General features: G+C 73.5%; 14 protein-coding genes. 7 read left to right on the forward strand and 7 right to left on the reverse strand.

Annotated elements, in window-relative coordinates; all coding sequences use genetic code 11:
- The first annotated feature begins 9 nt into the window (after window positions 1–9).
- Window positions 10–1,365, forward strand: a complete 1,356-nt coding sequence (locus IE247_RS14490; protein ID WP_190123499.1) for a hypothetical protein — start codon at window positions 10–12, stop codon at window positions 1,363–1,365.
- A 146-nt stretch (window positions 1,366–1,511) separates the two neighbouring features.
- On the opposite strand, the gene IE247_RS14495 is transcribed toward IE247_RS14490, so the two are convergent.
- The 3 genes from IE247_RS14495 to IE247_RS14505 all read right to left on the reverse strand — a co-directional run bounded on the left by IE247_RS14495 (window position 1,512) and on the right by IE247_RS14505 (window position 3,764).
- Complete coding sequence (locus tag IE247_RS14495) at window positions 1,512–2,030, reverse strand: hypothetical protein (protein WP_190123500.1); 519 nt, start codon at window positions 2,028–2,030, stop codon at window positions 1,512–1,514.
- 85 nt (window positions 2,031–2,115) lie between these two features.
- Window positions 2,116–2,577, reverse strand: coding sequence for an LIC_13387 family protein (locus tag IE247_RS14500; RefSeq protein ID WP_190123501.1), 462 nt, complete (start codon window positions 2,575–2,577; stop codon window positions 2,116–2,118).
- Window positions 2,574–3,764 (reverse strand): FAD-dependent monooxygenase, encoded by a 1,191-nt coding sequence (locus tag IE247_RS14505; RefSeq protein WP_190123502.1) that lies wholly within the window; start codon window positions 3,762–3,764, stop codon window positions 2,574–2,576. Before IE247_RS14505 ends, IE247_RS14500 begins: the two co-directional genes overlap by 4 nt.
- A 72-nt stretch (window positions 3,765–3,836) precedes the next feature.
- Here IE247_RS14505 and IE247_RS14510 point away from each other — a divergent pair, with 72 nt between their 5' ends.
- From IE247_RS14510 to IE247_RS14525, 4 genes are all read left to right on the forward strand, one after another.
- Complete coding sequence (locus IE247_RS14510; protein ID WP_190123503.1) at window positions 3,837–4,421, forward strand: TetR/AcrR family transcriptional regulator; 585 nt, start codon at window positions 3,837–3,839, stop codon at window positions 4,419–4,421.
- 481 nt (window positions 4,422–4,902) lie between these two features.
- Entirely contained in the window at window positions 4,903–6,339 is a 1,437-nt protein-coding gene (locus IE247_RS14515) for an MFS transporter (RefSeq protein WP_190123504.1), read from the forward strand.
- Between the two features lie 150 nt (window positions 6,340–6,489).
- Entirely contained in the window at window positions 6,490–7,980 is a 1,491-nt protein-coding gene (locus IE247_RS14520) for a hypothetical protein (RefSeq protein ID WP_190123505.1), read from the forward strand.
- An 84-nt stretch (window positions 7,981–8,064) separates the two neighbouring features.
- A complete protein-coding gene (locus IE247_RS14525; protein ID WP_190123506.1) occupies window positions 8,065–8,541 on the forward strand; it encodes a DUF5680 domain-containing protein in 477 nt (158 codons plus the stop codon).
- 84 nt (window positions 8,542–8,625) lie between these two features.
- Here IE247_RS14525 and IE247_RS14530 read toward each other — a convergent pair whose 3' ends face one another.
- From IE247_RS14530 to IE247_RS14540, 3 genes are all read right to left on the reverse strand, one after another.
- Window positions 8,626–14,316 carry a non-ribosomal peptide synthetase/MFS transporter gene (locus tag IE247_RS14530; RefSeq protein ID WP_229869114.1) on the reverse strand — a complete coding sequence of 1,897 codons (5,691 nt, stop codon included), beginning with the start codon at window positions 14,314–14,316 and terminating at the stop codon, window positions 8,626–8,628.
- Window positions 14,316–17,384, reverse strand: a complete 3,069-nt coding sequence (locus IE247_RS14535) for a non-ribosomal peptide synthetase (protein WP_190123507.1) — start codon at window positions 17,382–17,384, stop codon at window positions 14,316–14,318. The genes IE247_RS14530 and IE247_RS14535 overlap by 1 nt, the downstream gene beginning before the upstream one ends.
- 344 nt (window positions 17,385–17,728) lie before the next feature.
- On the reverse strand, window positions 17,729–20,887 hold the full coding sequence (locus IE247_RS14540) for an AMP-binding protein (protein WP_229869115.1): 3,159 nt from the start codon (window positions 20,885–20,887) through the stop codon (window positions 17,729–17,731).
- A 523-nt stretch (window positions 20,888–21,410) separates the two neighbouring features.
- Here IE247_RS14540 and IE247_RS14545 point away from each other — a divergent pair.
- The gene (locus IE247_RS14545) at window positions 21,411–22,448 is read left to right on the forward strand and encodes a polysaccharide deacetylase family protein (protein ID WP_190123509.1); all 1,038 of its coding nucleotides are present in this window, start codon (window positions 21,411–21,413) and stop codon (window positions 22,446–22,448) included.
- Between the two features lie 108 nt (window positions 22,449–22,556).
- Window positions 22,557–23,852, forward strand: a complete 1,296-nt coding sequence (locus IE247_RS14550; protein WP_190123510.1) for a serine hydrolase domain-containing protein — start codon at window positions 22,557–22,559, stop codon at window positions 23,850–23,852.
- Window positions 23,853–23,899: 47 nt separating this feature from the next.
- Here the strand turns inward: IE247_RS14550 and IE247_RS14555 are convergent, their stop codons facing one another.
- Window positions 23,900–25,069, reverse strand: coding sequence for a glycoside hydrolase family 113 protein (locus IE247_RS14555; RefSeq protein WP_229869116.1), 1,170 nt, complete (start codon window positions 25,067–25,069; stop codon window positions 23,900–23,902).
- Window positions 25,070–25,138 lie beyond the last annotated feature (69 nt).

Below are 25,138 nucleotides of genomic sequence, written 5' to 3' on the forward strand. Positions count from 1 at the left end.
GAGCACCCGATGCCCCCGGACACCACCCTGCTCGCCTACACCGTTTCCCAGGGACTCTTTACCGGCGATCCGCAGGCCGCCCTCGACATCGCCGTCACCGCGAACACCGCCGGCCCCGTGTACTGCGGTCAGATCCTCATCGCGATACCCGTCGGCCCCGGCGGCCCCGGCGTCTTCACCGCACCCCCGACTGCTTCCGTCAGCACCAACACCTGGGCCCCCACAAGCGCCCCCCGCCGCAGCGCGGACCCCTACAGCACCCCCGACACCACCGCCGACTACACCGCGACCATCGTCTACGACGCACTCACCGGCACCACCCAGCCCATCGGCACCGGCCTCACCCTCGGTCTGGAAGGCGCGGTCAACAACACGTTCGGAGACACGGAGATCCAGATCCGGGAAACCTCCGGCACCACCCCCGACCCTGCCACCTTCACGACCAAGGAGACCAAGGTCATGGTCCGTAAAACCCCCGCCGGTTTCTACGTCAGGAACTTCATCGCCACCGATCCGAGCAGCCCCACGGCCCCCCGCACCGACTTCACCAAAGGCGCGGACATCCGACTGCAATGGGAAAGCAACGGCACCAACTTCAAGATCACCACCCCCAGTCGGACCATCGATCTGGGCACCAAGACCGAATACACCCTCAGCGGCGGCGTCAGCCGCGACACCACTCTCATCCTCACCGCGACCTCCACCTCCTCAACCGGCAGCCAGGCCGTCCTCTACGACAAACTCACCCTCACCATCGCCAACCCCGACCTCACACCCACCAGCGTCGACATCACCAGCACACTCGACGTCAAAGGAAGCACCACTCTGGCCGCCGCCACGGCCGCCGCACTCACCGCCACCGGCCCCGTGAAGGTCGGCAGCCTGAGTGCCTCCGGCACCGTGGACGCCATCAGTCTGACCGCGTCCGGCGCCACCATCAGCGGCGATCTGCAAGCACATGACCTCATAGCTGAGAGCGGGCTGACAGCCGCATCCGCCAAGCTCACCAATGTCACAGTGAACGGTTCGACAGGAGTGACCGGGCCGGTATCGCTCTTCGGTCAATCAGAAGTGATATACAGCGGAACCGACAGTGGTGGCGAAGTTTCGGTGACAAAGAATACGGACGGAATCGTCGTGATGGAATTCATGGGAGGGGACCCCACGAGGGACGGTGCAAGCATATCTGTCTACATCCAAGTCGGGGGGAAGGGATTCGCTCTGGGTAGCCCAGAAAACCCACGCGTCATCAGTGTTCCCATTTCGGCCGGAACTCAATGGACTTACCGCGTCGCTCTTTCCGGCTTTAATTATTCCTTGCCGCCAAGCATCACCTGGTACCCCCTGGGACAGAACCAGACGTGAAAGCCCCGACTCGACACCACCAGGACAACGCCAACCCCGGTGAGGCATGGTGTCGCGGCTCTGCTCGGTCACAGGGGGTGTGACAGTGCGGCCGCACCGGCAGATCCGGCCGCGTCCTGCCCCGTGGCGCAATGCCCGTACGCCCTTCAGTGCAGGGCGACCTTGAGCAGCACGATCAGCAGGCCGATCAGCAGATTGGCCGCCCCGGCGATCAGTGCGAGCCGCCTTGTGACGCCCGCCCGGAGTGCGGCGAGGGTCGCCCAGCCGACCTGGCCGGTGATCGCGACGGAGAGGGCCAGCCACAGAGTGCCTTCCGGGCCGAGTCCGAGCAGTGGGCTGAGGGCCACGGCGAGGGCCGGGGGAACCGCCGCCTTGACGATCGGCCACTCCGCGGCGAAGTCCTGCCGGACGATTCTGCCGGTCAGTGCCCCCTCCGCGATCCGTTCCCCGAACAGGCGGGCGAAGACATGGGCGGCCCAGAACACGACTCCGGTGCCGAGCAGCAGCAGTACGAGCTGCAACCGGGGGAACGGCTCCGTCGGGTCCGTGCCGACGACCACTGACGCGGCGAGCAGTGAGCCGTACACGGCGCCCGTGTAGTCGACCCGTGCCGCGGCGGACGGCCGCGGCGCCGGTGGCTCCGGTGCGCCGGTGCTGTCTGTCATGCCTTCAGTGTCGCCACGCGTCCGCCGTCCCGCACGGCCGGGCCGTCCCTCGGTGAGCGGACCGGCGGCCGAGGCGACCGCCCGGTCAGGCCGCGGGGGCGGCCCTGCGCAGGGACAGGGCGAAAGCGCAGCTGGTGATGGTGAGGATGACGATCGGGGGAGGGGGCAGCAGGGGGACGGATATCGCCAGGGCGGCCAGGGAGACGGTGAGGGCGACTCGGCCGAAGGCGGTGCGGTGCTGGACGAGGGCCGGGGAGTGGTGGATGGCGGTGAGGAGCAGGAGGCCGGAGGCGATGATGAAGAGGGCCATGGCGATGCTGAAGCCGTTGAAGAGGTCGAGGACTGTGCGTTCCAGGCCCAGCAGGGTGAAGGCGGGCTCTCGCATGGCGGTGTCGGTTTCACGCTGTCGCGGGGTTTTGGTGAGTGCTGAAACGGCGGAGAGGGCGAGGTGGCCGACGCCCAGGAGGACGAAGCCGTAGGCGCCGACGGTGAAGGGACGGACGGAGTCCGCCCGGGGGAGGGGGCGGGATGTGTACGTGGGGTTCACCGTTGCTCCTTGAAGTCGGCGGGGACGAGAGGCGGCTGCCAGCCGAGGACGGTGTCCAGGGCTCTCAGCGACAGGGCTCGCGGCGTGGCTCGTACGGCCAGGTCGCGGATGGAAGCGGCAAGTGGATGGGAGAGCCGGGCGAGTTGGCCGACGCGCCGGGAGCGTCGGCTGATTCGGGTGGTTCGCCGGTGTCTGGCCTTCGTGTAGGCGGCCAGCGCGGCGGGTGTGTCGTGGATGGAGGCGAGGAGGTGCGCCGCGACGACGGCGTCCTCGATGGCCTGGCAGCCGCCTTGGCCCAGGTTGGGGGTCATCGCGTGGGCGGCGTCGCCGAGCAGGGCCACTCCGCGGGTGTGGAACCGGGGCGGAGGGGAGGCCAGTTCGTGAAAATGGTGGTGGAGCAGGTCGACCGGGTCCGGGGCTCTCCTGCTCAGCCGGTCCAGCAGCGCGGGTATGGGATCGTGCCAGGCGCCGAAGCGCCGGATCAGCTCGGCGTGGTGGTCGGCGGGCCTTGTGCCGGGGCCGGAGACGGCGGTGGCGTAGACGTAGATACGGCCGTCGGCGAGTGGGACGATGCCGAACCGCTCGCCTCGCCCCCAGGTTTCGGCGGCCCGCTGGGCAGGCAGGCCCGCGCCGGGCAGCACCGCTCGCCAGCCGGCTTCACCGGCGTGACGCAGCCCGCCGTGACCGGGGAAGAGCTGTTCGCGGAGCGCGCTGCGGATGCCGTCGGCGGCCAGTACGACGTCGGCGCGCAGGTCGCCCGCCGACGTACGCACGGACACGCCGTCCCCCGAGTCGTCCACGCCGGTCACCGATACGCCGAGGCGCAGGGCGTCGGACGGCAGGGCGGCCGCGAGGGTGTCGATCAGGAAGCCGCGGTGCACGGCGCGCGCGGCCGTTCCGTGGCGGGCGGACAGCGCGCCGCTGTCGGACCGGCTCAGCCAGGTGCCGTCGGGTGTGCGCAGCCCGATCGGGCCGGGCAGGGCTTCGCCGACCCGCAGGCCGGGGCCCAGGCCGATCGAGTCCAGGGCGCGCAGCGCGTTCGGGGCGAGCACGATGCCCGCGCCGATGCCCGTGAGTACGGAGGCCCGTTCGCAGACGGTGACGCGCCAGCCGCGGCGGCTCAGGGCCACCGCGGCGGTCAGGCCCCCGATTCCGCCTCCGGCCACGACGGCATGACGAACACCCATGTCGACCACCCCCCTCTGTCTCTACATCTGTAGAGGTCGATGAGTCGCACTCTACATCTGTAGAGTGCGGGGATGTCCATCTCCGACCGCCGAAACCTGATCGCCGACGCCGCCATCGGCACCGTGGCCGCCGCCGGGCTGCGCGGGCTGACCCATCGCGCGGTCGACGCCGCCGCAGGGCTGCCGGCCGGCAGCACGTCGTACTACTTCCGCACCCGCAGTGCTCTCATCAGCGCCTGCTATCTCCGCCTGGCCGAACTCTCGGTCGCCGACGCGGACCGCTGGGAAGCGGACCGCGGCCGTCTCGACCCGGACTCCGCCGCGGAAGGGATGGCCGCGCTGCTGCACCACTGGCTGACGGCGGCGCGCGACCGCCAGCTCGCCCGCTTCGAACTCAGCCTGGAAGCGACCCGCCGGCCGGAGCTGCGTGCCGATCTTCAGGCCGCCGACCTCGCCGTCCGGGCCAGGGCCGCCGATGTGCTGGCGGCGCTCGGGGCTCCCCGCCCGGCGTCCGCGGCGGATCTGTTCGTCGCCTGGACCGACGGGCTGCTGTACGACCGGCTCGTCGGCGCACCGGCCGCGACCCGACCGCCGCCCGACGCGGCCGAGCTGACCGCCGTGGTCCGGCGGATGCTCGAAGCCGCGCTTTCCGCCTGACGCCCGCTGTCTCGCGGCGGGCCCCACCGCGCCGCCCTCAAGCCCCGCCCCCCCGCACCGTCAGGCCGAAGCCGCAGCGGAACTCCACCCGCCGTACGGACTCCCGTCGCATTCCGCGGGTGCGGCAATTTCTCGTGAGGGAGTGCTCCGGGCGGTTCCTGCGGATGCGGTCCGGTGTCTGCCGGTGGCGGAAAGCGGCTGGTCCGAGGGGCCGGTCGGCACGGGCGAGATCATGAACCCGCGGCGGCGCTGACGCCCGGGCCCGTGCTCCGTACTGCCCGGTGTCGGGCGTGTGTCGACGGACCATCAGTAAAAAACCCCAGTTCACCTGGGGTTTTTTGCATTCCCGGGGGCTGTGCGCCCCGAGGTCCGGGAAGGGCCGCCGGCGAGATCGGGGCGGGTGGGGCAGGCGCGGAATACCCGTGGGGGGTATATTGCTGTCCGCGAGGAGAGATACCCCCCTCCGGTATAGGAGATAGCTATGTCAACCCCACCCGCCGCTCCCAGCCCACGCCGCTGGACGGCGCTTGTTCTTATAGCCCTGGCCCAGTTCACGGTCATCATGGACACGTCCATCATTGGGGTGGCTCTCCCCAAGATGCAGGTTGACCTGGGCTTTTCCCCGGAGGGGCTGTCCTGGGTCTTCAATGCCTATGTCATCGCCTTCGGCGGGCTGCTGCTGCTCGGCGGGCGGCTGTCCGATCTGTTCGGAGCCAAGCGGATCTTCAGCGCCGGCTGGGTCGTGATGGCCGGGGGATCCCTGGTCGCCGGTCTCGCGTCCGAGGTCTGGGTCGAACTGACCGGCCGTGCCCTGCAGGGCGTCGGCGCCGCGCTGATCGCCCCGGCCGCCCTGACCCTGCTGATGATGCTCTTCGGCTCCCGCCCCAAGGAGCTGACCAAGGCGCTGGCCCTGTACGGCGCGGCGGCCCCGGCGGGAGGCACCGCGGGAGTCTTCCTCGGTGGTGTCATCACCGAATACGCAAGCTGGCCCTGGGTGTTCTACATCAACATCCCGATCGCCCTGGTCGTGCTGGCCCTGGTCCCGTCCGTCATGCCCTCGGCCCCGGTCCGCCGAGGCTCCGTCGACCTCGCGGGAGCGGCCACCGTCACCCTGGGGCTGGCCACCGCCGTCTACGCCATCGTCCGCGCCCCCGAAACCGGCTGGGGCTCGGCGCGGACCTGGCTCGTGCTGCTGGCCGGCGTGGCCCTGATCGCCGCGTTCGTCGCCATCCAGTCCAAGCGCCGCGAGCCGCTGATGCGGCTGGGCATCTGGCGGGCCCCCAACCTGGCCGGAGCGAACATCGCGCAGCTGCTGATGGCCGCCGCGTGGATCCCGATGTGGTTCTTCCTCAACCTCTACCTCCAGCAGGTCCTGGGACTGGGCGCGTTCGCCTCCGGCGCGGCCCTGCTGCCCATGACGGTCGCCATCATGATCATGATGATCGTCCTGGCGCCCCGTCTGATGGCCCGCTTCGGGACCAAGCCGCTGATCGTCACCGGCCTGCTGGCCCTCGCCGCCGGCATGCTGTGGCTGTCCTTCGCCCGGGCCGACGGCACCTTCTGGGTCGACGTCCTGCCCGCCTCCCTGCTCGCCGCGGCCGGCATGTCGCTCGCGTTCATCCCCTCCCTCGGCACCGCGCTGTCCAGCGCCCGCCCCGAGGAAGGCGGCCTGGCCTCCGGCATCGTCAACACCAGCTACCAGGTCGGCTCCGCCCTCGGACTGGCCGCCATGACGGCCGTGTCCGCCGCGTACGGCGCCACTGAGATCGGCGACCCCGACGCGCTCACCAACGGCTTCTCCGCCGCCTTCCTCGGCGCGGCCGCCCTCGCCGCCGTCGGCGCACTCGCGTCACTGCTCACCCTCCGCACCGCCCCCGCGCACAGCCACAAGCGGCCCGCCAAGGCGAACGCGGCCTGACAGCACCGGCACCATCGCGCGCCCGCGCTCGCACAACGCATGTGCTGCTGTGCCGCCCGACAGGGGAGAGAACCCTGCCGGGCGGCACAGGGCGTTCAGCGGACCGCCGCCCGGATACGGGGCCGGAGGCCGGCACGGCACAATGGGCCGGTGCAGCACATTCTCCGGGGACTCGCGGTCAATCCGGCCCTTCCGCCCGAACTCGTGGACCGACTGATCGCCGTCGCGGACGCGGACCTCGCCGACAGCCTCGCCGGCCGCGAGGAGTTGAGCCACGCCCAGGCACGCGCCCTGGCCGCCCGCGACGAGGATCTCGCCGTACGACTCGCTCACGAGGGACGGCTCACCGCCGCCGACATCGACCCGACAGCCCGGCCGCTCGCCGCGCTCGCGCTCCTCGACCGGGGCGAGGGCCCTTTGGAGTGGGCCCGGTCGTTCGCCGGGTCCCCGGTCGTCGAGCACCGCGAGAAGCTGGCGGCCTGTCCCGGGCTCCCGGACGATGTGGTGACCGCGCTCGCCGCGGATCCGGACATCGCTGTCGTCGCGGAACTCGCCCTGTGGGCGGGCCCCGAGCAGGCGGACCGTCTCGCCCGCCACCCGCACGCCGAGGTCCGCAGCGCTGCCGCCGCCAACGAGAACACACCTCCGGCCGCCCTCGCGGCGCTGCTCACCGGTGAGGGGATGCCGCCCGCCCGGCACTGCCTCGTCTGCGACCGTGAGCCGATCCCCTTCGTCCACGATCCGCACTGCCCCCGGCGGGACTGCTCCCTGCCGGGCGGCGCGGCCTGCGACGGCACCCACCAGTCCACCGTCCACACCACGCACATACGGGCGCTCGCCAACCCGGCCACGCCCGCCGAGGCCGCCGCCCGCTTCGCGGACCATCCGTCGACGCTGCTGCGCTGGATGCTCGCGGCCCGCCCCGATCTGCCGCCCGCGCTCGGCGAGCGGCTCGCGGACGACCCCTCTCCCGGGGTACGGGCCGACCTCGCCGCGAACCCCGCCATCGGCGAGCCGCTGATGCGGCGACTGGCCGCGAGCGGCGACCGCGAGGTGCGCCGCGCCCTCGCCCGCCATCCCCGGGTGCCGCTCGACCTGCTCGCCGAACTCGCCGACGCCGACGCCGCCGGATCCGGCTCCGGGGCCGAGCCGCCGCCCCGGATCGCCGCCGCCCCGCCCGCCGAACTCCGGGAACCGGCCCGGTCGTCCCGTCCCGGGCCGCGCCGGCTGCTGGCCAGGCGACGCGATCTGCCCGCCGGGACACGGGACGCGCTCGCCGCCGACCCCGACGCGAAGGTCGCGGCCGCCATCGCGTCCCACCCTGGACTCTCCGAGGACCGGCTGCGTTCCCTGCTCCACCGGCACGGAGCCCGGGTCGCCGCCGGGGTCGCGGCCAACCCGGACACCCCACCCGCCCTGCTGGAGGAGCTGGCCCGATGGGAACCCCGGGCCCGCCGGGCGCTCCTGGCCGCCGCCCGGCACCCCTCACTGCCGCCGCGGACCGTGACCGTGCTCCTCGCCGACGACGACCACGAGGTCGCGGAGGCCGCCGCGGCCCACCCCGGGCTGCCGCCCGCCGTCATGGCGGAACTCGTCACGAATCGCGTCGCGGATCACCTCTCGCCGACCCGCCCGTCCTGAGCCGGACCGGCGGCGGCAGGCCCCAGGACCGGGCCCAGCCCCAGGTCCGGACCCGTTGTCAGACCCGGCTGCTAAAAATCTGTCATGGAGACACCGACACTCACCCCGGCCGCCCTGGAGTCGTTCATCGTCCGGGCCAAGTCCGCCACCTACGTGGGCGGTGCGGGCAAGATCGCCCCCGTCCGCACCGCGTCGCACGACCTGGAGTACCAGGAGGACGATCTGGTCTACCGGGACAGCTACTTCGGCGGTACGGACTTCCTCGGTCAGGAGACGGTGCACCTGACGGGCCGACCGGTCTGGGGCATGAACTACTACGGCTACCTCCTCACCGAGGGCATAGACGCCTTCACCGCGGGCGAGACCATCAAGACGGCACTGACCGCGCTCTACGCGGAGGGCCGCTTCCTCGGCGGATTCCGCCACACGGTCGGCGAACTGACCTATGCCGACGAGACCGTGGGCGAGGTGAACCGCTTCCGGGGCGTCGAACACATCGCCACCGCCGACGGCACCCGGGTGTACGAACTGCGCTACCACGGCGGACGGATCCTCGACTGATCCCCGGTCCCGGAGCGGCACCGGCCGGGGGTGCCCCGCGCGCGGCGGAGCACCCCGTGGTCGTGACCGTGGTCGTGGTGGCGGTCAGGCAGGGCCGTCGCGGTCGGAGGTGAGGGCGGCCAGGCCGACCAGGTCGTCGGCCTGGGCGTCGGGGACGTCCTGGTCGAAGCGGGAGAGGGTGCGGAGGCGGAGGGAGATCGCGCCGAGGAGGAGGATGGCGGTGCCGAGGAGCAGGTAGAGCAGGCCGATGCCGCGGCCGGGGCCTGTTTCCAGGAGGAGGCCGAGGGTGTCGGCGAGGCCGCCGTCATCGGTCATCAGGGGTTCCAGGAACCGGCTGCCGAGGGGGGCGATGAGCAGGTAGCCGATGGGGAGGGTGGACCAGGCGACCAGTTGATTGAGGGCCATGACGCGGCCGTGGAACCTTTGGGGGACCTTGACTTGGACGATCGTCAGGTAGATGCCGTTGAGGAGGGAGAGGGAGGCGGACATGCCGAACACTCCGGCGCCGACGACGAGCAGATCCGGGCGCAACCCGGTCAGCAGACAGAACAGGGCCAGTACGGGCACCACGAGCAGCATGCCGCGCATTCGGCGGCGGCGCGGCCCGCCCCAGACGCCCATCGCGAGGCCGCCGACCACCGCGCCGACGCCGCCGGCCAGGGAGACCGTGGCGACGGAGCCGAGGCTGGAGAAGCCGAGGACGAGGGGCGGCACGAGCTGGAAGAGCACCGGCAGGAACAGATTGAGCACGGCGAAGAAGATCAGCATGGCCCGGAACCCGGGCTGCCCGACGACCATGCGGAAGCCGGCCACGATCTCCTGCCGGAGGGTCTCCCGCCGCCGGGAGGGCAGGGTGCGGGGGAAGCGCACGATCAGCAGGACCGCGGCGGCGATCGTATAGCTGATCACGTCAAGGAGCAGCACCCCGCCCAGACCGATCGCGGCCAGCATGCCGACCGCCGCCAGGGGGGCGACCACCTGGGCGATACCGCCCGAGACCTGGACGGCGCCGTTGGCGTGGCCGAGGAAACGCTTGGGCACCAGCTGGGGGATGGCGGACTGGAAGGCGAGCCGCTGTCCGGTGAGCGACACGGAGAGGATCGCCATGAGCACCCCGACATGCCAGGGCCGCAGATCCCCGAACGCGTACAACAGTGCGAGAACGGCCTCCGAGGTGCCGCAGACGGCGGTCGAGACCAGCATCACCCGCCGCCGGTCGATCCGGTCGACGAGCCCGCCGAGCACCGGTGCCGCGAGCAGCCCCGGCACGATGCCGAGTACGGCGAAGAGACCGAACCAGGCGACGGAGTCGGTCGTGAGGTAGATCCACAGCGGCAGGGCGAACTCGGTCAGCGCCGAACCGGTCTGCGACACCATCTGCGAGGCGGCCACCGCGACGAACCGCCGGGTGTCGCGGCGGGTGCGCGGCGCGGCGGCGGCGGGCTCCCGCGCGTCGGCGGTCTCGCGGTGGACGCCGTCCAGCCACCAGGTCGCGCGCTCCGGCCGCCGCTCCCGGGACAGTTCGGCGGCGTCGCCGCCGATGACCGCCGGATGGACGGCGGTGACGATCTCCGCCAGCTCGGCGGCCCGGTGCTTCAGGAAGTAGTGGCCGCCCTCGTCGAGCACCGCCACGGCGGTGGTGGTACCGAGGAAGCCCCACTCGCGGAACCGCTCGCGGTGGAAGTCGGTCCCCGGGTCGGCCGAACCGATCACCGAGATCACCGGAGTCGCCAGCCCGTCGGCGGGCCGCGCCAGCCGTTCGGTGAAGTACGCCTCGGCGGCCCGCGAGTCCTCGCGGACATTGCGGACGATGGTGGTCAACTGCTCCGGCTCCAGCCCCTCCAGATCCGCCCCCATCGAGCGGAGCCAGTTCAGATGGAGCCGTCCGCTGCGCCGCCGGTCGAGCACGGAGAAACGGGAGAGCAGCCCGAGCAGACCCTCGGTCGGCCGGGCGAAGGGGAAGATCCCGCCCAGATAGACGGCGGTCGGCTCACGCCCCGCCGCGGCCAGCCGCCGGGCCAGCTCGACGGCGAGCGCCGCGCCCACCCCGCAGTGCCCGTACACGGCGACGGGCCCCTCGACCCCGGCCAGCACCTCCTCGGCGCAGCGCCGGGCGACCTCCTCCAGCGGCAGCGACTCCTCGGACATCCCGAGGTCGTGCCCGGGAACGGCGACGGCGTGCAGCGCCACCCCGGCCGGCAGGGCATCGGCGAGCGGCTGGTAGACCACCGCGCTGCCGCCGCCGTACGGCAGACAGACCAGGGAGAGCCGGGTCGTGGCGGCGGGCCGGCGAGGGGTCAGCTCATGGAGCAGCTTCCGGGGGCCGCGCTCCTGCTCGGACCGGCCCGCGAGGGCGGCGAGCGCGGCCGGGGTGCGTTCCTGGAAGACGTCCATGAGGGTGATCCGGGCCTCGGGGCCGAGCAGCCGGCGCAGAGCGGCCACCATCCGGATGGCGAGCAGGGAGTGGCCGCCGAGGTCGAAGAAGTCGTCGTGCGCGCCGACGCGTTCCAGGCCGAGCAGTTCGGCCCAGAGCCCGGCGACGATCTCCTCGGCGGCGTCGCGCGGCGCGACGTACTCGGTCCCCTCCGGGGAACCGGTGGCACCGGGCTCGGGCAGGGCGCGCCGGTCGACCTTGCCGTGCGCCTGGCGGGGCAGTTCGGGGAGGATCACGAAGCGGGACGGGACGAGATAGTCCGGCAGGCTCTCCGCGAGCAGTCGGCGCAGCTCGGCGGCGGCCGGGGGCGGCGCGGTGTCCTCGGCGGGCACCAGATAGCCGACCAGGGTGAGTTCCCCGGCCGGGCCGCGCGCGGCGGCGACGGCCTGGGCGACCCCGGGCAGCCTGGCGAGATGGGCCTCCACCTCGCCGAGTTCGACGCGATAGCCGCGGATCTTGACCTGGTCGTCGCCCCGGCCGAGGAACTCCACGGTGCCGTCGGCCCGGTGACGGGCGAGATCACCGGTGCGGTACATCCGGGCGGCGGTCCCGGTGGTCCCGGCGGTCCCGGTGCCATCGGTGGCACCGGCTGTGCCGGTGGTGTCCGCGAAGGGGTCGGTACGGAAGCGTTCCGCCGTCAGCTCCGGCAGGCCGAGGTAGCCGCGGGCCAGCCGGTCACCGCCGATCCACAGCTCACCGGGAACCCCGGCGGGCACCGGCGACCGATGCGCGTCGAGCAGATAGACCCGGGCGCCCGGCAGCGGACGGCCGATGGGGGTGGTGGGCCCGTCGGCGGGCACGTCCGGGTCGATCAGCAGGGTGGTGACGCCGACGGTGGCCTCGGTCGGGCCGTAGTGGTTGATCACCCGGCAGCCGGTGCGGGCACCGGCCGCCGCGAGCCGGCGGCTCCACTCCCAGCCGGACGCCTCCCCGCCGAGGATCAGCAGCCGGCGCGGCAGCAGCACCGCCGGATCCTCCACCTCGGCGCTGAGCGCGGCCAGATGGGAGGGCGTGAGCTTGACGCAGTCGACGGAGTGCTCGGACAGGTACGCCGCCAGCTCGGTGCCGCCGGTGCGCGGAGCCAGCAGATGCAGCCGGCCGCCGGTGGTGAGCGAGAGATAGAGGGTGGTCAGACCGAAGTCGAAGGCCAGCGACTGGAGCAGCGCGTACCGGGCGCCGTCCGGCAGCCCCGCCTCGGCGAACCGCTGCCGCACCCCCGCGAGATAGATGAGCACCTGGCGGTGCTGCACGGCCACCCCCTTGGGGGTGCCGGTGGAGCCCGACGTATAGATCACATACGCGAGATCGTCCGGGCCCGCGCCGCTCTCCGGCGGGGTGTCGGGCGCGGTGGCGAGTCGCTCGCCCGCTTCCTCCAGCAGCAGTACGGGGGCGTCCGAGCCGGTCAGCAGGGCGCGATGGGCACCGGTGGAGACCAGCACCACCGGCGCGGAATCGGTGAGCATGTGCCCGAGGCGCTCGCGCGGCTGCTCCGGGTCGAGCGGAACGTACGCGGCGCCCGACTTGAGCACCGCGAGCAGGGCGACGGCCTGGTCCAGGCCCTGGTCCAGACAGACGCCGACCAGGGCGTCCGGACCGGCTCCGGCGGCGCGCAGCAGATGGGCCAGACGGTTGGCGCGCCGGTCGAGCCCGGCGTAGGACAGCGACTCGCCCTCGTGCACCAGGGCGATCGCGTCCGGGGTGCGGGCGGCCTGCGCGGTGACCGCCTCGGCGAGGGTGTCCGCCGACGGCAGCGCGGTGCCCGAGTCGTTCCACTCGTACAGCACACGACGGCGCTCGCCGGGGCCGAGCAGATCCAGCGTGTCGACCGGGGCGTACGGATCGGCGGCGGCCGCGCCGAGCAGCCGCTGCCAGTGCCCGGCCAGCCGGGCGACGGTGGCGGCGTCCCACAGATCGGTTCGGTAGGTGATGAAGGCGTCGAGGCCGCCGTCGGTCTCGGTGCAGTACAGACCGAGATCGAGATGGACCCCGCTGCCCTCGAAGGGGAAAGTCCGCCACTCCGGTTCGCGGGGGCGGAACTCCTGGGCGCGGTGGTTCTGGAGCGCGAAGGAGACCTGGAAGAGCGGCGGCCGCGCGATGTCGCGCGGCAGGTCCAGCGCCTCGACCAGCCGCTCGAACGGGGTCTCCTGGTGTTCCTGGGCGCCGAGCGCGGCGGTGCGGACCCGGGCCAGTACGGTCGCGAAATCCGGAGCGGCAGCCTCCGTCTCCGTCCTCGCGTCCTCCGCTCGCGCGCCGAGATCGGCCCGCAGCGGCAGCATCGTGCTGAACAGACCGATCAGACCCTCGGTATCCTCCGCCCCGCGCCCCGCGAACGGGGTGCCGATCGCGAAGTCCCGCTGCCCGGACCAGCGGCCCAGCACCACCTGGAAGCCGGCCAGCAGGGTCATGTAGAGGGTGGTGTTCCGGGCGCGGGACAGCGCGCGGACGGCCCGGTACGTCTCCGGGTCGAGCCGGAAGTCGTACGTCCCGCCGCCCGGCCCCGGCAGCGCGGGGCGCGACCGGTCGGTGGGCAGGTCCAGCGGGGGCACCCCGGCCATGGCGTCGCACCAGTACCGCAGATCGGCGGCGGCGCGCGGACGCTCCTGGCGCTCGCGCTGCCAGTGCGCGAAGTCGCCGTAGCCGATGGGCAGCGGGGGCGGGACCGGCCGCCCCCCGGCGGCCAGTTCCTGGTAGCCGGAGAGCAGTTCGTCCAGCAGCACCCCGGCGGACCAGCCGTCGCCGACCAGATGGTGCTGGCAGATCACCAGAACGTGGTCCTCCGCGTCCAGCCGCAGCAGCAGGGCACGCAGCAGCGGCCCCTCCGCCACATCGAACGGCCGGCCGACCTCGGCCTCGACCGCCGCGCGGGCGGCGGCCTCCCGCTCCTCGGCGGGCAGACCGGTCAGCTCGCGCAGCTCCCAGGGCACGGTGAAACCGGCGGCCGGGGCGGTGCGCACCAGGGGAGCGCCGTCCTCGTCGGCGGGGAAGGAGGCGCGCAGGGTGTCGTGCCGTACGGCGACCAGCCGCAGCGCCTCGGCCAGCGGCTCGGGCCGCAGCGGGCCGAGCAGCCGGCCGGCGATGGGCAGGACGTACGCGGCGGTGCCGGGGGTCAGCTGTTCGACGAACCAGAGCCGTTCCTGCGCGAGCGAGAGCGGTACGGGCGCACCGGGCGGCAGCGGGGGGATCTCGGCCGTCCGGCCGGTGGCGCGCCCGCCGTCCGCCGTGCGCCGGGCCAGCTTGCGGGCGAGCAGCGCGCGCTGCTCGTCGGTGAGCGGGGTACGCGTCCGACGGGCGGTGGCAGCGGCGGGTGCGGGTGCGGGTGCGGGGGGTGACGGGCGGTCCATCAGTTCTCCTCCGTCAGCAGTTCGAGGGTGACGGCGTCCGCCACGGCGGCCACGGTGGGATCCTCGTAGAACACCTGGAGGGGCACCTCCGCACCGAGGCGCCGCCGGATCCGCGCCGCGACCTGGGTGATCGTCAGCGAGTGCGCCCCGAGGTCGAACAGGTCGTCGTACAGGCCGACGGAGGGCAGGCCGAGCACCTCGCACCAGATGGCGGCCACCTCGGTGGTCACCTCGTCCCACGGCTCGTCCGCCGTCCCGTCCGAGGGCTCTCCGAGGCCCGGGGTCTCGGGGGCGCGGACCGGTTCCGGCAGGGCCCGCCGGTCGGTCTTGCCGTTCGGAGTCAGCGGCAGCGCGGGCAGCGCGTGGAAGATCCCCGGAATCATCACCTCCGGCAGTGTCGGAGCGAGATGGGCCCGCAGCTCGGCGGCGGTGGGCGGCACGGGCACTCCGGCCCGCCAGACCGGATACGCGGCGAGCGTCTGCCCGCCCGGGTCGTCGGCCGAGCCGCGCACGGCCACGGCGGCGGCGGCCACGGCGGGGTGCTCCTGGAGCCGGGCCTCGATCTCGCCCAGCTCGATCCGGTGCCCGCGCAGCTTGACCTGGTCGTCGAGCCGCCCCAGGCAGTCCAGTGCGCCGTCGGGGCGGAGCCGGGCGAGGTCGCCGGTCCGGTAGTAGCGCGATCCGGTGCCCGGGTCGGTGACAAAACGCTCGGCGGTGAGTTCCGGGCGGCCCCGGTAGCCCCGGGCCAGCCCCGCGCCGCCGATGGCCAGCTCACCCGTGACACCGTGCGGTACGGGGAGCCCGTCCGGGCCCAGGACCAGCACGGCGGTGCCCGCGATCGGCCGGCCGACGGTCACCTCGTCCGGTACGGGGGGCAGTTCGGCGGCGGTGGACCAGATGGTGGTCTCGGTCGGCCCGTAGACGTTCCACAGCCGCCCGACCCGCTCGCGCAGCCGCCGGGCGAGCGGCGGCGGCAGGGCCTCGCCACCGCTGAGCGCGGTGAGCGCGGGAGCGGTCAGCCCGGCGTCCAGCATGAGCCGCCAGCCGGACGGGGTGGCCTGGAGATGGGTGACGGCATGCCGCTCGACCAGCGCGGTCAGCGCGCGCCCGTCCCGGGCCTCGGCCTCGTCGGCGATCACCACCCGGCCGCCGGTGATCAGCGGAAGCAGCAGTTCCAGGGCCGAGATGTCGAACGAGAGAGAGGTGACGGCCAGCCACACGTCTTCCGGCCCGGCGTCCAGCCGGTCGCGGAAGGCGAGCAGCAGATGGGCCAGGGCGCTGTGCGGCACCTCGACACCCTTGGGACGGCCCGTGGAGCCCGAGGTGTAGATCAGATAGGCGAGATCGTCCGGTGCCACGGCGGGCAGCGGGGCCGGTGTCGCGGCCCCGGCGGCCGGTACGGAGCCGAACAGGCCGTCCAGCAGCAGTGTCCGCCCGTGCCCGGCGACGCGGTCGGCGGTCCCGCGCTGGGCCAGCGCCACGGGCGCCCCGGCGTCGGCGAGCACGAACGCGATCCGCTCCGCCGGATATCCGGGGTCGACCGGCAGATGGACACCGCCGGCCAGGCTCACGGCGAGCACGGCGGCCAGCATCTCCGGCGAGCGCTCGGCGCAGACGGCCACCACCGTGCCGGGGGTGACCCCGGCCCCGACGAGCCGGCCCGCCAGAGAGCGAGCCGCGTCCGCCAGCTCGCCGTAGGTCAGCGACTGTTCGCCCGCCGAGACGGCGACCCGGCCGGTGTGTGCGGCGAAGGCCCCGGCCAGCAGCGAGGGCAGGGTCGCGCCCTCGGCGTCGGCGGCGGGGGCGGGCCCGCACAGCGGCGCCCGCTCCGCGTCGTCCAGCAGCGGAAGATCACCGAGCGCGGTGCCCGGCGCGGCGGCCACCGAGGCGAGCAGACGGCGCAGATGAACGCCGATCCGCTCGGCCCGCTCGGACGTCAGCAGCTCCGTCCGGTGCATCAGCAGGACGCCGAGCCGGTCCGGGCCGTCCACCAGATGCACCCGCAGCGCGCCGCGCGCGGTGCCGGGGAAGAGCACCCAGTCGATGCCGGTGCGCAGCCCGGCGAACTTCACCGGGGCGATACGGCGGCGGTACGTCAGGGAGACCGGGGCCAGTGTCACCCCCGGCCGCACCCGGGCGGCGCGGGCCAGCGGCACCCGGCGGTGCGGATATCCGGCGCGCAGCTCCGCGCGCACCGCGCGGGCGAACTCGCCGAACGGCGTCCTCGCCCCCGGGGAGGTCACCACGGGCAGCTCGTTGACATGGACGCCGATCCCGGCGGTGTCGCCCGGGGCGCGGGTGCCGAGGTCGACGGCGACGGCCGGGCGCTCATTGCCGTACCGCAGCAGCAGGGTGTGCAGGGCCGCCAGCACCAGTTCGAAGAAGGTGACGCCGATCTTCTCGGCGGTGACGGCCAGTTCGGCGCGGAGCGCCGGATCCAGGTCGAAGCCGACGGCCGCACCGGGACCGACGCCGTCCGGGGAGCCGGACAGTCCGGGCAGCAGCACCCCGGCCGTGGGCAGCGGCCGGTCCGCCCAGTGGGCGCTCGCCGCGGCCAGCGCCTCCGGGCCGGTGTCGGCGGTGTCGTACGCCGTCGGCGGGGCGAGGGGCTCGGGGGCCGGGCCCCTGCCGGCGCGGTGGGCGTAGCACTGTGCGAGATCGCGCAGGAGGACATCGGTGGAGGTGCCGTCGAAGACGATGTGGTGCACCACCACCAGCAGGGTGGCGTGTGTCCCGTCGGTGCGCAGCAGGGTGAACCGGGCCGGCGGCCCGGCGGCGAGATCGAACGGCTCCGCGCACAGCTCGGTCAGGTCGGCCGCCGGTCCGCGTACCGTCAGCTCCGGTATCGGGCCGGGGGAGAGCACGGGCACACCGTGCTCCTCCCGGACGGTCAGGGACAGCGCGGGATGCCGGGCCGCCAGATCGGCGCAGGCGGCGGTCAGCGCCGCCTCGTCCAGGGCTCCTTCGAAGTGCACGGCGAACGGCATGTGGTGGACGGAGCCGAGCGGGGCGAGCCGCTCGTTGACCCAGATGCCCTGCTGGGCAGGGCCGGCGGGAATGCTGATCACAGGGGTTCCTCAGTCTGTCCGGCGTCGATACGGATGGGGGGAGGTGAGGGCGGTGCGGGCAGGGCGTCCGGGCATGGGGCATGGCGGCCCGGCGGGGCCGTGCGGGGGATCGGCGGGATCGGCGAGACCGGCGAGGATGGGCCGGGGAAGGTGCGGTACGGCCGGGTCGGGCCGGGGAACGCGGGGCGCGGCTGGTCCGGCCGGGCCGGGTTCGGCCGGCGCGGTGGACGGGGAAGGCGGGAAGGGCGGGGAAGGCGGGGGAGCGCGGGAAGGGCAGGAAGGACGGGGAAGGCGGGGGAGCGCGGGAAGGGCAGGAAGGACGGGGGAGCGCGGGGGAGCGCGGCTCAGTTCGCGGCGGCGGTCAGCGCGGCGCTGAACTCCTCGGCCAGGGAGGCGATGTACTCCTCGTCGAAGGCGAGCGCGTTGAACTGGATCCAGCAGTTCAGACCGGCGTCCGGCTGCTCCACGACGGTCAGCTCGGGCACCCCGAGATCACCGCCGGGCAGCGGCCAGGGCACGGTGGTGCCGCGCGGCAGGACCCAGGGTTCGCAGAGCAGCCCCGGCAGATGGGCCTCGGCGGCCCAGTTCTCGTAGCGCAGCCAGGCGGGGAAGGCCACCACGGACGGTTTGAACTCGGCGTACGGATAGAGCTGGTGGTCGAGTGCTCCGGTGGCGGCCACCCGCACCCGCTCGGCCAGCTCGGCGAAGCCGGGTCCGCCGGAGCAGTCGATCCGCAGCAGCAGCGACTGCACCAGACAGCCGACCGCCCGCTGCGCCTCCGGCCTCGTCCTGCCGGGCACCGGTGTCATCAGCACCAGGTCCGTCCGGCCGCTGCGGGCGGCCAGCACCCCGCTCCACAGGGTGGCGACGGCCATGAAGGGGGTGACGCCGAGCAGCCCGGCCCGCTCCCGCAGCCTCCCGGCGGGACCCGCCGGGACGGTGAAGGGGTGCGCGACGGTGTGCACCCGGTCCACGGCGCGCCGGCCGGGGAAGGGGTCCAGGGCGGACGGAGCGCCGTCGAGCGCGGCGGCGAAGTGCCGGCGTCCGGCCGCCCAGCGGGCGTTGGAGCGCCGGACCAGCTCCTGGTACGGCATGGTCTGCTCGGGCAGCCTGGGGGTGCGGCCGCGCCGCAGGGCGTCGTGGCCCAGCCCGAGTTCGTGCAGCAGAACACCGATCGACCAGCCGTCGGCGACCATGTGATGGACCGCCAGCAGGACGACATGGTCCTCGGGGCCCCGGCTGACCACCAGCAGACGGGCCGTCGGGTCCTCGCCCAGATCGGTGAGCCGGTCGCGCTCGGCGATCAGCAGGGCGTTCACCTCCGCGTCGCTCGCGCCGGGCGCGTCCAGCAGGGTGACACGTGTCCGGGGTCGCTCGTCCAGCACCGTGCGCACCAGACCGGGGACCTCGCCGGGGACCGGTGTGAATCTGGTCCGCAGCGCCGGGTGCCGCCGGACGGTCTCGGTCAGCGCCCGGCCGAGCGCCTCCCCGTCCAGCCGGTCGGTCACCCGGAAGAGCGCGGTGACCGCGCCCACGTCCCGGCCGGACTCCTCGGCCATCCAGTCGAGGAAGTTCTCCTGCTGGCTGGTCAGCGGGACCTCGTGCGGCTGGGCCCGCAGCGCGCGCAGGAAGGGCGGGATCACCATGTCGCTGTCGCTGTCGCTGTCGCTGTCGCTGTCGCTGTCACCGCTGTCCTCGCCGCTGTCGCCGGGCTCGGCGGTCCGCGCCGCCGCCCGCTCCTCCAGCCAGGCCGCCTGCGCCCGCAGCGACGGCCGGCCGAAGACCAGCGCCGAGCCCGCCCCGACGCCGAACCGCTCCGACACGGCCGCCGCCAGCTGGACGGCCCGGAAGGAGTCGCCGCCGAGCGCGAAGAACTCGTCGGCCACGTTCCGTACCGGAGCGCCCAGCACCTCCTGCCACAGCTCCGCGAGCCGCAGCTCGGTCGCGGTGCCGGGCGGCCCGCCGCCGGGGGCCTCCGACGGCGTCCCGGGGGTCTCGAAGAGCGGGCGCAGCTCGTGCTTCAGCACCTTGCCGGTGGCGTTGCGCGGCAGATCGGCGGCGGTCAGGACGCGCACCGGCAGCTCGGCGCGGCTCAGCCGGGTGCTGAGGAACAGCCGCAGCGCGTCGGTGTCCAGGCCGTCGGCCGAGGGCACCACCACGGCGACCGGCACCGAGCCCATCACCGGGTGCGGGACACCGAGCGCCGCCGCGTCCGCGACCCCCGGGTACTCGTGCAGCGCGTCCTCGATCCGCAGGGTGGAGACCTTCAGCGCGCCGGACTTGATGACGTCGCTCTCCCGGTCCACCAGATGCAGATAGCCGTCGGCGTCGAGCCGTCCCAGGTCGCCCATCCGTACCCAGCCGTCGCGGAAGACACCGGCGCCCGCCGCCGGGTCCCCGGCATAGCCGCGCGGCGGTCCCGGCTGGCGCAGCCAGACGTCGCCGACCTCCCCGGCCGGGAGTTCCGCGCCGTCCGCGCCGAGGATCCGCAGATCGCGCGGATCGGCCGGGCGGCCCACCGAGCCGGGGCGCGTCAGATCGACCACCATGGAGATCTGCGCGGGGACGGCCTCCGCCGAGGTGTACACATTGACCACGGTCGCCTTCGGCAGCGCCTCGGTCAGCGCGTGCGCGACGGGTGCGGGCAGCGCGGCGGCGGAGGAGCTGAGCAGCAGCACACTGGACAGGTCGCGGCGCGCGGGCACCTGGGAGTTGAGCAGCTCGATGGCCATCGAGGGCACCAGGAAGACGGTGCCGACCCGCAGCTCCTCGACCGCTTCGCCGAATTCCTCGGCGTCGAAGCGCGGCAGCACCACGGTGCTGGGCGCACCGGTCAGGGCCCCGATCAGCATCATCTGGCCCGCGTTGGTGCCGATGGGGAAGGCGTGCAGGGCATGGCGGGAGTGGGCGTACGGGCGCGGGCGCGGATTGAGGCGCTGGCCCGCCGTCAGATTGGCGTGTGAGGCGACAACGCCCTTGGGCGTACCGGTGGTTCCCGAGGTGCCGATCACCTGGGCGGTGTCACCGGGCGCGGGACGGCAGGGCGGTTCGCCGTCGCCGTACGGGCCGGCCTCGACGTCGGCGAGGAGGTGGTCCGCGAGACCGGGCAGCCCCGGCAGCGCCTGATGCTCCGGCGGCCCCTGGCGCCCCGGCCGCCCCTGGCCCGCCGGGAGTCCGCCGCCGCGAAGTACCGCGACCGCCCCGCAGAGCCCGGCGAGCCGCGCGGCCTCCGGCTCGGCCAGATCGGCGCGCAGCGGCAGCGCCGCCGCCCCCGCGTGGTGGACGGCCAGGAACGCCACCGCGTACTCGTCCCACGCCCGGTCGGTGAAGCGCAGCGCCACCAGATCGCCGGGCCGCACCCCCGCCCTCGCGAGTCCCCGGGCGGCCCGGACCGCCCGCTCGCGCCAGGCGCCGTAGCTGAGCGCCCCGCCGCCGCGCACCTGGACGGCGATGTCGTCGGGTCGGCTCGCGGCCCTGGAGTCCAGCAGGTCGGGGACGGTCAACGGAGTGGGCGAAGCGTTGATGGTGCCCTCCAAGTACGCGTGTGGACCAATGAGTTGACTCGTGAAATCAGGGGCAGAAGAGACGGTCGCGGGCATAGCGCGTGACCCTCCCCCATGGATATGGTCTGGACCATTCGGCGGAGCACGCGAAGAATAGCGCGCCTCTGTCGTACTTGTGTCGCATTGTTGGAGAGTTCATGGAGATTGGTGGACATCGGTCGGGCCGCACCGGCGCCCGACCGCCGTCCACCCCGGTCGGGCGGCACGGCGGCACCCCTCTACAAGGGGGGTAAAACGGTGCGACAGGGGCCCGGTGGCGCGTAGTTGCCGGATTCATGAGAGGCGGAAAAGACCTCTCACGACGACGGCCGCGACGGCCGGCGAAACCCGCCGGGTCCACCGCGCGGCGCTGCCCGGAGGCCCGCCCGTCTCCGTGACCGCGCGCGGCGCACCCGGTCCGGACCCCGTCCCATCAGGCCCTCGGGCGCACCGTGCCGCCCGGACGAGCGAGTAGGAAGTACCCATGCTGTACGCGGGAATCGCCTGGACCGCCGACGGTTACGACGTCGAGGTCATCGACGCCGGAGGAAACCCGGCTGCCGCTCCGGCGCGCTGGGGGGCGGAGCGGCTGCCCGAGCTGACCCGGTGGCTCGTCACGCTCGGACGGGAGTCCGGGCTGCCGTGCGCCGTCGTACTGGAGAGCACCAACGGGCTGGTGGACGGCCTGCTGACGGCGGCCGGGCTCGATGTCCACCGCGCCGACCCCTGGGTGCTCCCCGAGCGGCCCGACTTCGGATCCGTCTCCGCCCGGCTGCTGGCGGAGACGGCCCGGACCGGTCTCGCGTCCCTGTCCCCGCTGACGGCGGCGGGCGGCGGGCAGACCGGCCGGGACGACGACTACCACGACGGGATCCGGCGCAGCGAGGAGATGGAGTCGGCCCTCACCCGGGCGGGCCGCTGCTTCCGGCACGGCCCGAGGGACCGCCAGGAGGTCGCCCTCACCTTCGACGACGGTCCCGATCCCGTCTACACCCGGCAGGTCCTCGACATCCTCGAACGCTACGAGGTGCGGGCCACCTTCTTCTGCGTCGGCCTGCATGTGAACGCGCTCCCCGACGAGGTCCGGCGGATCAGGGAGGCGGGCCACAGCCTGGGCAACCACACCTGGTCGCACCCCTTCCTGCCGGATCTGTCGCCACGTCAGTTCAGACTCCAGATCGAGCGGACCAGCGACGCCTTCGAGCGCTCGGTCGGCGAGACGCCGACGCTGTTCCGGCCGCCGTACGGCTCGCGCACCCCCGAGGCGCTGGGCGAGCTGCTGCCGGACGGGCCCGCTCTGGCGCTCTGGGACGTCGACTCCTGGGACTGGGCCAGGCCGGGACCCGAGAAGATCGCGAAAACCGTCCTGGACCACGCACGGCCCGGGTCCATGATCCTGATGCACGACGGCGGAGGGGACCGCCGGGAGAGTGTGCTGGCCCTGCCCGCGGTGATCGAAGGGCTGCTGGAACGCGGCCTCTCCTTCGTGCCGGCCGACGCCCTGAGATCCGTGGCCATGTGACCCGCGGCGGCGGGGGCCGGCCCGCCCGGGGACAGGGGGCCTGAGTACACCGTGGGACGGGTGCCCGCGCCATGGCGGGTCGGCCGCCCGCTTGGCACTGTGAGAGCCATGACCACACTGAAGACCCGTTCCCGGACCGCCGTCGCGGGCGCGGTGACCGCCCTGCTCGTCGCGGGCGCCACGGCGGCACCCGCCACCGCGTCCGCCGCGCCCGCCCCCGCCACCGCGTCCGCCGTACCCGCGTCCGCCGCGCCCGCCCCCGCCACCGCGTCCGCCGTCGTGGCGGACGAGAGCCACAGGGCCGCACCCCTCACCAGGGCCCGGCTCGCGGCCGAGCTGGAGCGGACCCTGAAGGACGCCGGCTACACCGGCATCGCGGTCGAGGTACGCCATGGACACCGCCGCCTGGCCGCCTCCGCCGGGGAAGCGGTCCTGGGCACCGGCCGGCCCGCCCCGCGCGACGCCGTGTTCCGCGCGGCCAGCGTCACCAAGACCTTCGTCGCCACCGTCGTCCTGCAACTGGCCGCCGAGGGAAGGCTGTCCCTGGACGACACGGTCGAGAGATGGCTGCCCGGAGTGGTCGACGGCAACGGCAACGACGGCCGCCGGATCACGCTGCGCCATCTGCTCCAGCACACCAGCGGCATCTACAACTGGGACCACAGCGAGGTGACCGGCGACACCGCCGAGGACTTCGAACGCACCAGATTCGACCGGTTCACCCCGGAGGAGTCCGTCGCCCACGCGATGCGGCACCGCCCCGACTTCCCGCCCGCGGCGCCCGACGACCCCGCCCCCCGGTGGAACTACTCCAATCCGGGCTATCTGCTCGCCGGCATGATCGTCGAGAAGGCCACCGGACGCCCCTGGGCCGAGGAGGTCGAACGCCGTCTCATCCGCCCCCTGGGCCTGCGCGACACCTACGCCCCCGGCGACGACCCCTATCTGCGCGCACCCCACGCACGCACCTACCACAAGTTCCGCGGCTCCGACCGCTGGACCGACACCACGGTCCGCGACACGACCTCCGCCGGCGCGGCGGGCGCCCTCGTATCCACCCGGCACGATCTCGACCGCTTCTACACCGCGCTGCTCGGCGGCCGGCTCCTGCCCGCCGCGCAGCTCGCCGAGATGCGCCGCACGGTCCCCGTCGGCGGGGTGTACGAGGAGGCGATGCCCGGCCTGCGCTACGGACTCGGGCTGATGCGCCAGCCCCTGAGCTGCGGCGGACACCGATGGGGCCACGGCGGCGACCTCGACGGCGCCACGGTCAGGACCGGGTTCACCGGCGACGGCAGCCGCTCGGTCGTCGTCACCGCCAGCGGCAAGACCGCCGACTTCGCCCAGCTGATGCGCGCGGAGCAGGCCGTCCAGCGGCTCGTGGAGCGCGCCTTGTGCGGCTGACGGGGGGAGCGTCCCGGTCCGCTTCGCGGAGACCGCCCGGCCGCCGATCAGCGCCCGGAAGCCGCCCGGTTGTGGCGAGCCACCGCGGAGAAGGAGAGCTTCGGCTCCCAGTGGTACGGGGAGGCGGGGTCGGTGTGGTCCCGCCTGATCACCTTCACCACGGAGAACGACGCGACGTCCAAATCGTACCGGGGAACGGGGGAGTGCGGGCTGTCCGGGGCGATGAACCCGTAGAGCGACGCTCCGAGGAAACCCTCCCGCTCGAACACCCCGAGCATGTTCGCGATGTGCTCCGCCTGCTCCCGCTCGTCCCGCAGCACATCGCCGACGACCTCGGGCACGGGCCTGTCCCAGTCGACCACGGACCAGCCGTCCCCGCCGCGCTCGGCCGCCCCCCGGAAGGTGCCGCAGCCGAACTCCAGGATCATCACGGGTTTGTTCCAGCGCCGGAAGGGCGCCAGTTCCCTGGTGTGTTCACGCGGGTCACGGTGGTACGTGTAGTAGTCCAGCCCCACGATGTCGAAGAGACTCCAGTCGATCTCCTCCAGCCCCGGGGCGGAACCGTAGGTGATACGCCCGTGGAAGTTCTCACGCGCCACGGCCACCGCCGCACGGACGAATCCGTCGAGCCTTCGCAGGATGGCCGGGTGGTCGAACTGCCCCTCGGTGAGATACCGGATCCGGTCGAGAAACGTCGCGCCCGGCACGATGCCGGGCGCGAAGAGGACGTACTCACAGCCGACGGCGAGAATCACCTCGCTCCGGTACGAGGTCCGCAACCGCTCCGCCAGCCGGGCCGTCCGCGCCAGATGGGCGAGGATCTCCGGCTGAGGATGGTCGAACAGCCGTGGCTGGAGCGTCACCTGGAGACCCCGGCGCAGCGCCTCGCGCGCGCTGAGTTCCAGCCTGCCGAGGTCGGCTCCGCTCACCGTGACCGCGTTGCAGCGGAGCTCCTTGTCGATGGCGCGCAGATCGGTGCGCATCAGGGACGGACTCCACACCTCACGGGTCGTCGTGCCGGGCCCGTAGGCGGTACCGGTGTCGTAGAAGATCCCCCGGTACGTCAGCCCCCGCCCGGCCGCGCCCCGGCTCCCCCCGGAGACCGCGGCCGCGGCCGCCGGCCCGGCCCCCGCCCCCGGCGCGACCGCAGCGAGCAGGCCCAGCGCGGCCGCCCGCCGGAGAAAGGCCGCGCGATTGATCGCGTACGACTGTGTCACCGTGTCTCCCTGACTTTCGGTCCCTGTCCGCTGTCACCACAGTGGCCCGTTCGGAGCACGGCCTTCATC

Source organism: Streptomyces inusitatus, from assembly GCF_014651115.1.
In the GTDB taxonomy this organism is placed as follows: Bacteria; Actinomycetota; Actinomycetes; order Streptomycetales; family Streptomycetaceae; genus Streptomyces; species Streptomyces amakusaensis.

Bases quoted from the DNA above. Each gene is read 5' to 3' on its own strand.
- IE247_RS14490 (WP_190123499.1), top strand. From the start codon at position 10: ATGCCCCCGGACACCACCCTGCTCGCCTACACCGTTTCCCAGGGACTC.
- IE247_RS14495 (WP_190123500.1), bottom strand. From the start codon at position 2,030: ATGACAGACAGCACCGGCGCACCGGAGCCACCGGCGCCGCGGCCGTCC.
- IE247_RS14505 (WP_190123502.1), bottom strand. From the start codon at position 3,764: ATGGGTGTTCGTCATGCCGTCGTGGCCGGAGGCGGAATCGGGGGCCTG.
- IE247_RS14510 (WP_190123503.1), top strand. From the start codon at position 3,837: ATGTCCATCTCCGACCGCCGAAACCTGATCGCCGACGCCGCCATCGGC.
- IE247_RS14515 (WP_190123504.1), top strand. From the start codon at position 4,903: ATGTCAACCCCACCCGCCGCTCCCAGCCCACGCCGCTGGACGGCGCTT.
- IE247_RS14525 (WP_190123506.1), top strand. From the start codon at position 8,065: ATGGAGACACCGACACTCACCCCGGCCGCCCTGGAGTCGTTCATCGTC.
- IE247_RS14530 (WP_229869114.1), bottom strand. From the start codon at position 14,316: ATGGACCGCCCGTCACCCCCCGCACCCGCACCCGCACCCGCCGCTGCC.
- IE247_RS14545 (WP_190123509.1), top strand. From the start codon at position 21,411: ATGCTGTACGCGGGAATCGCCTGGACCGCCGACGGTTACGACGTCGAG.
- IE247_RS14550 (WP_190123510.1), top strand. From the start codon at position 22,557: ATGACCACACTGAAGACCCGTTCCCGGACCGCCGTCGCGGGCGCGGTG.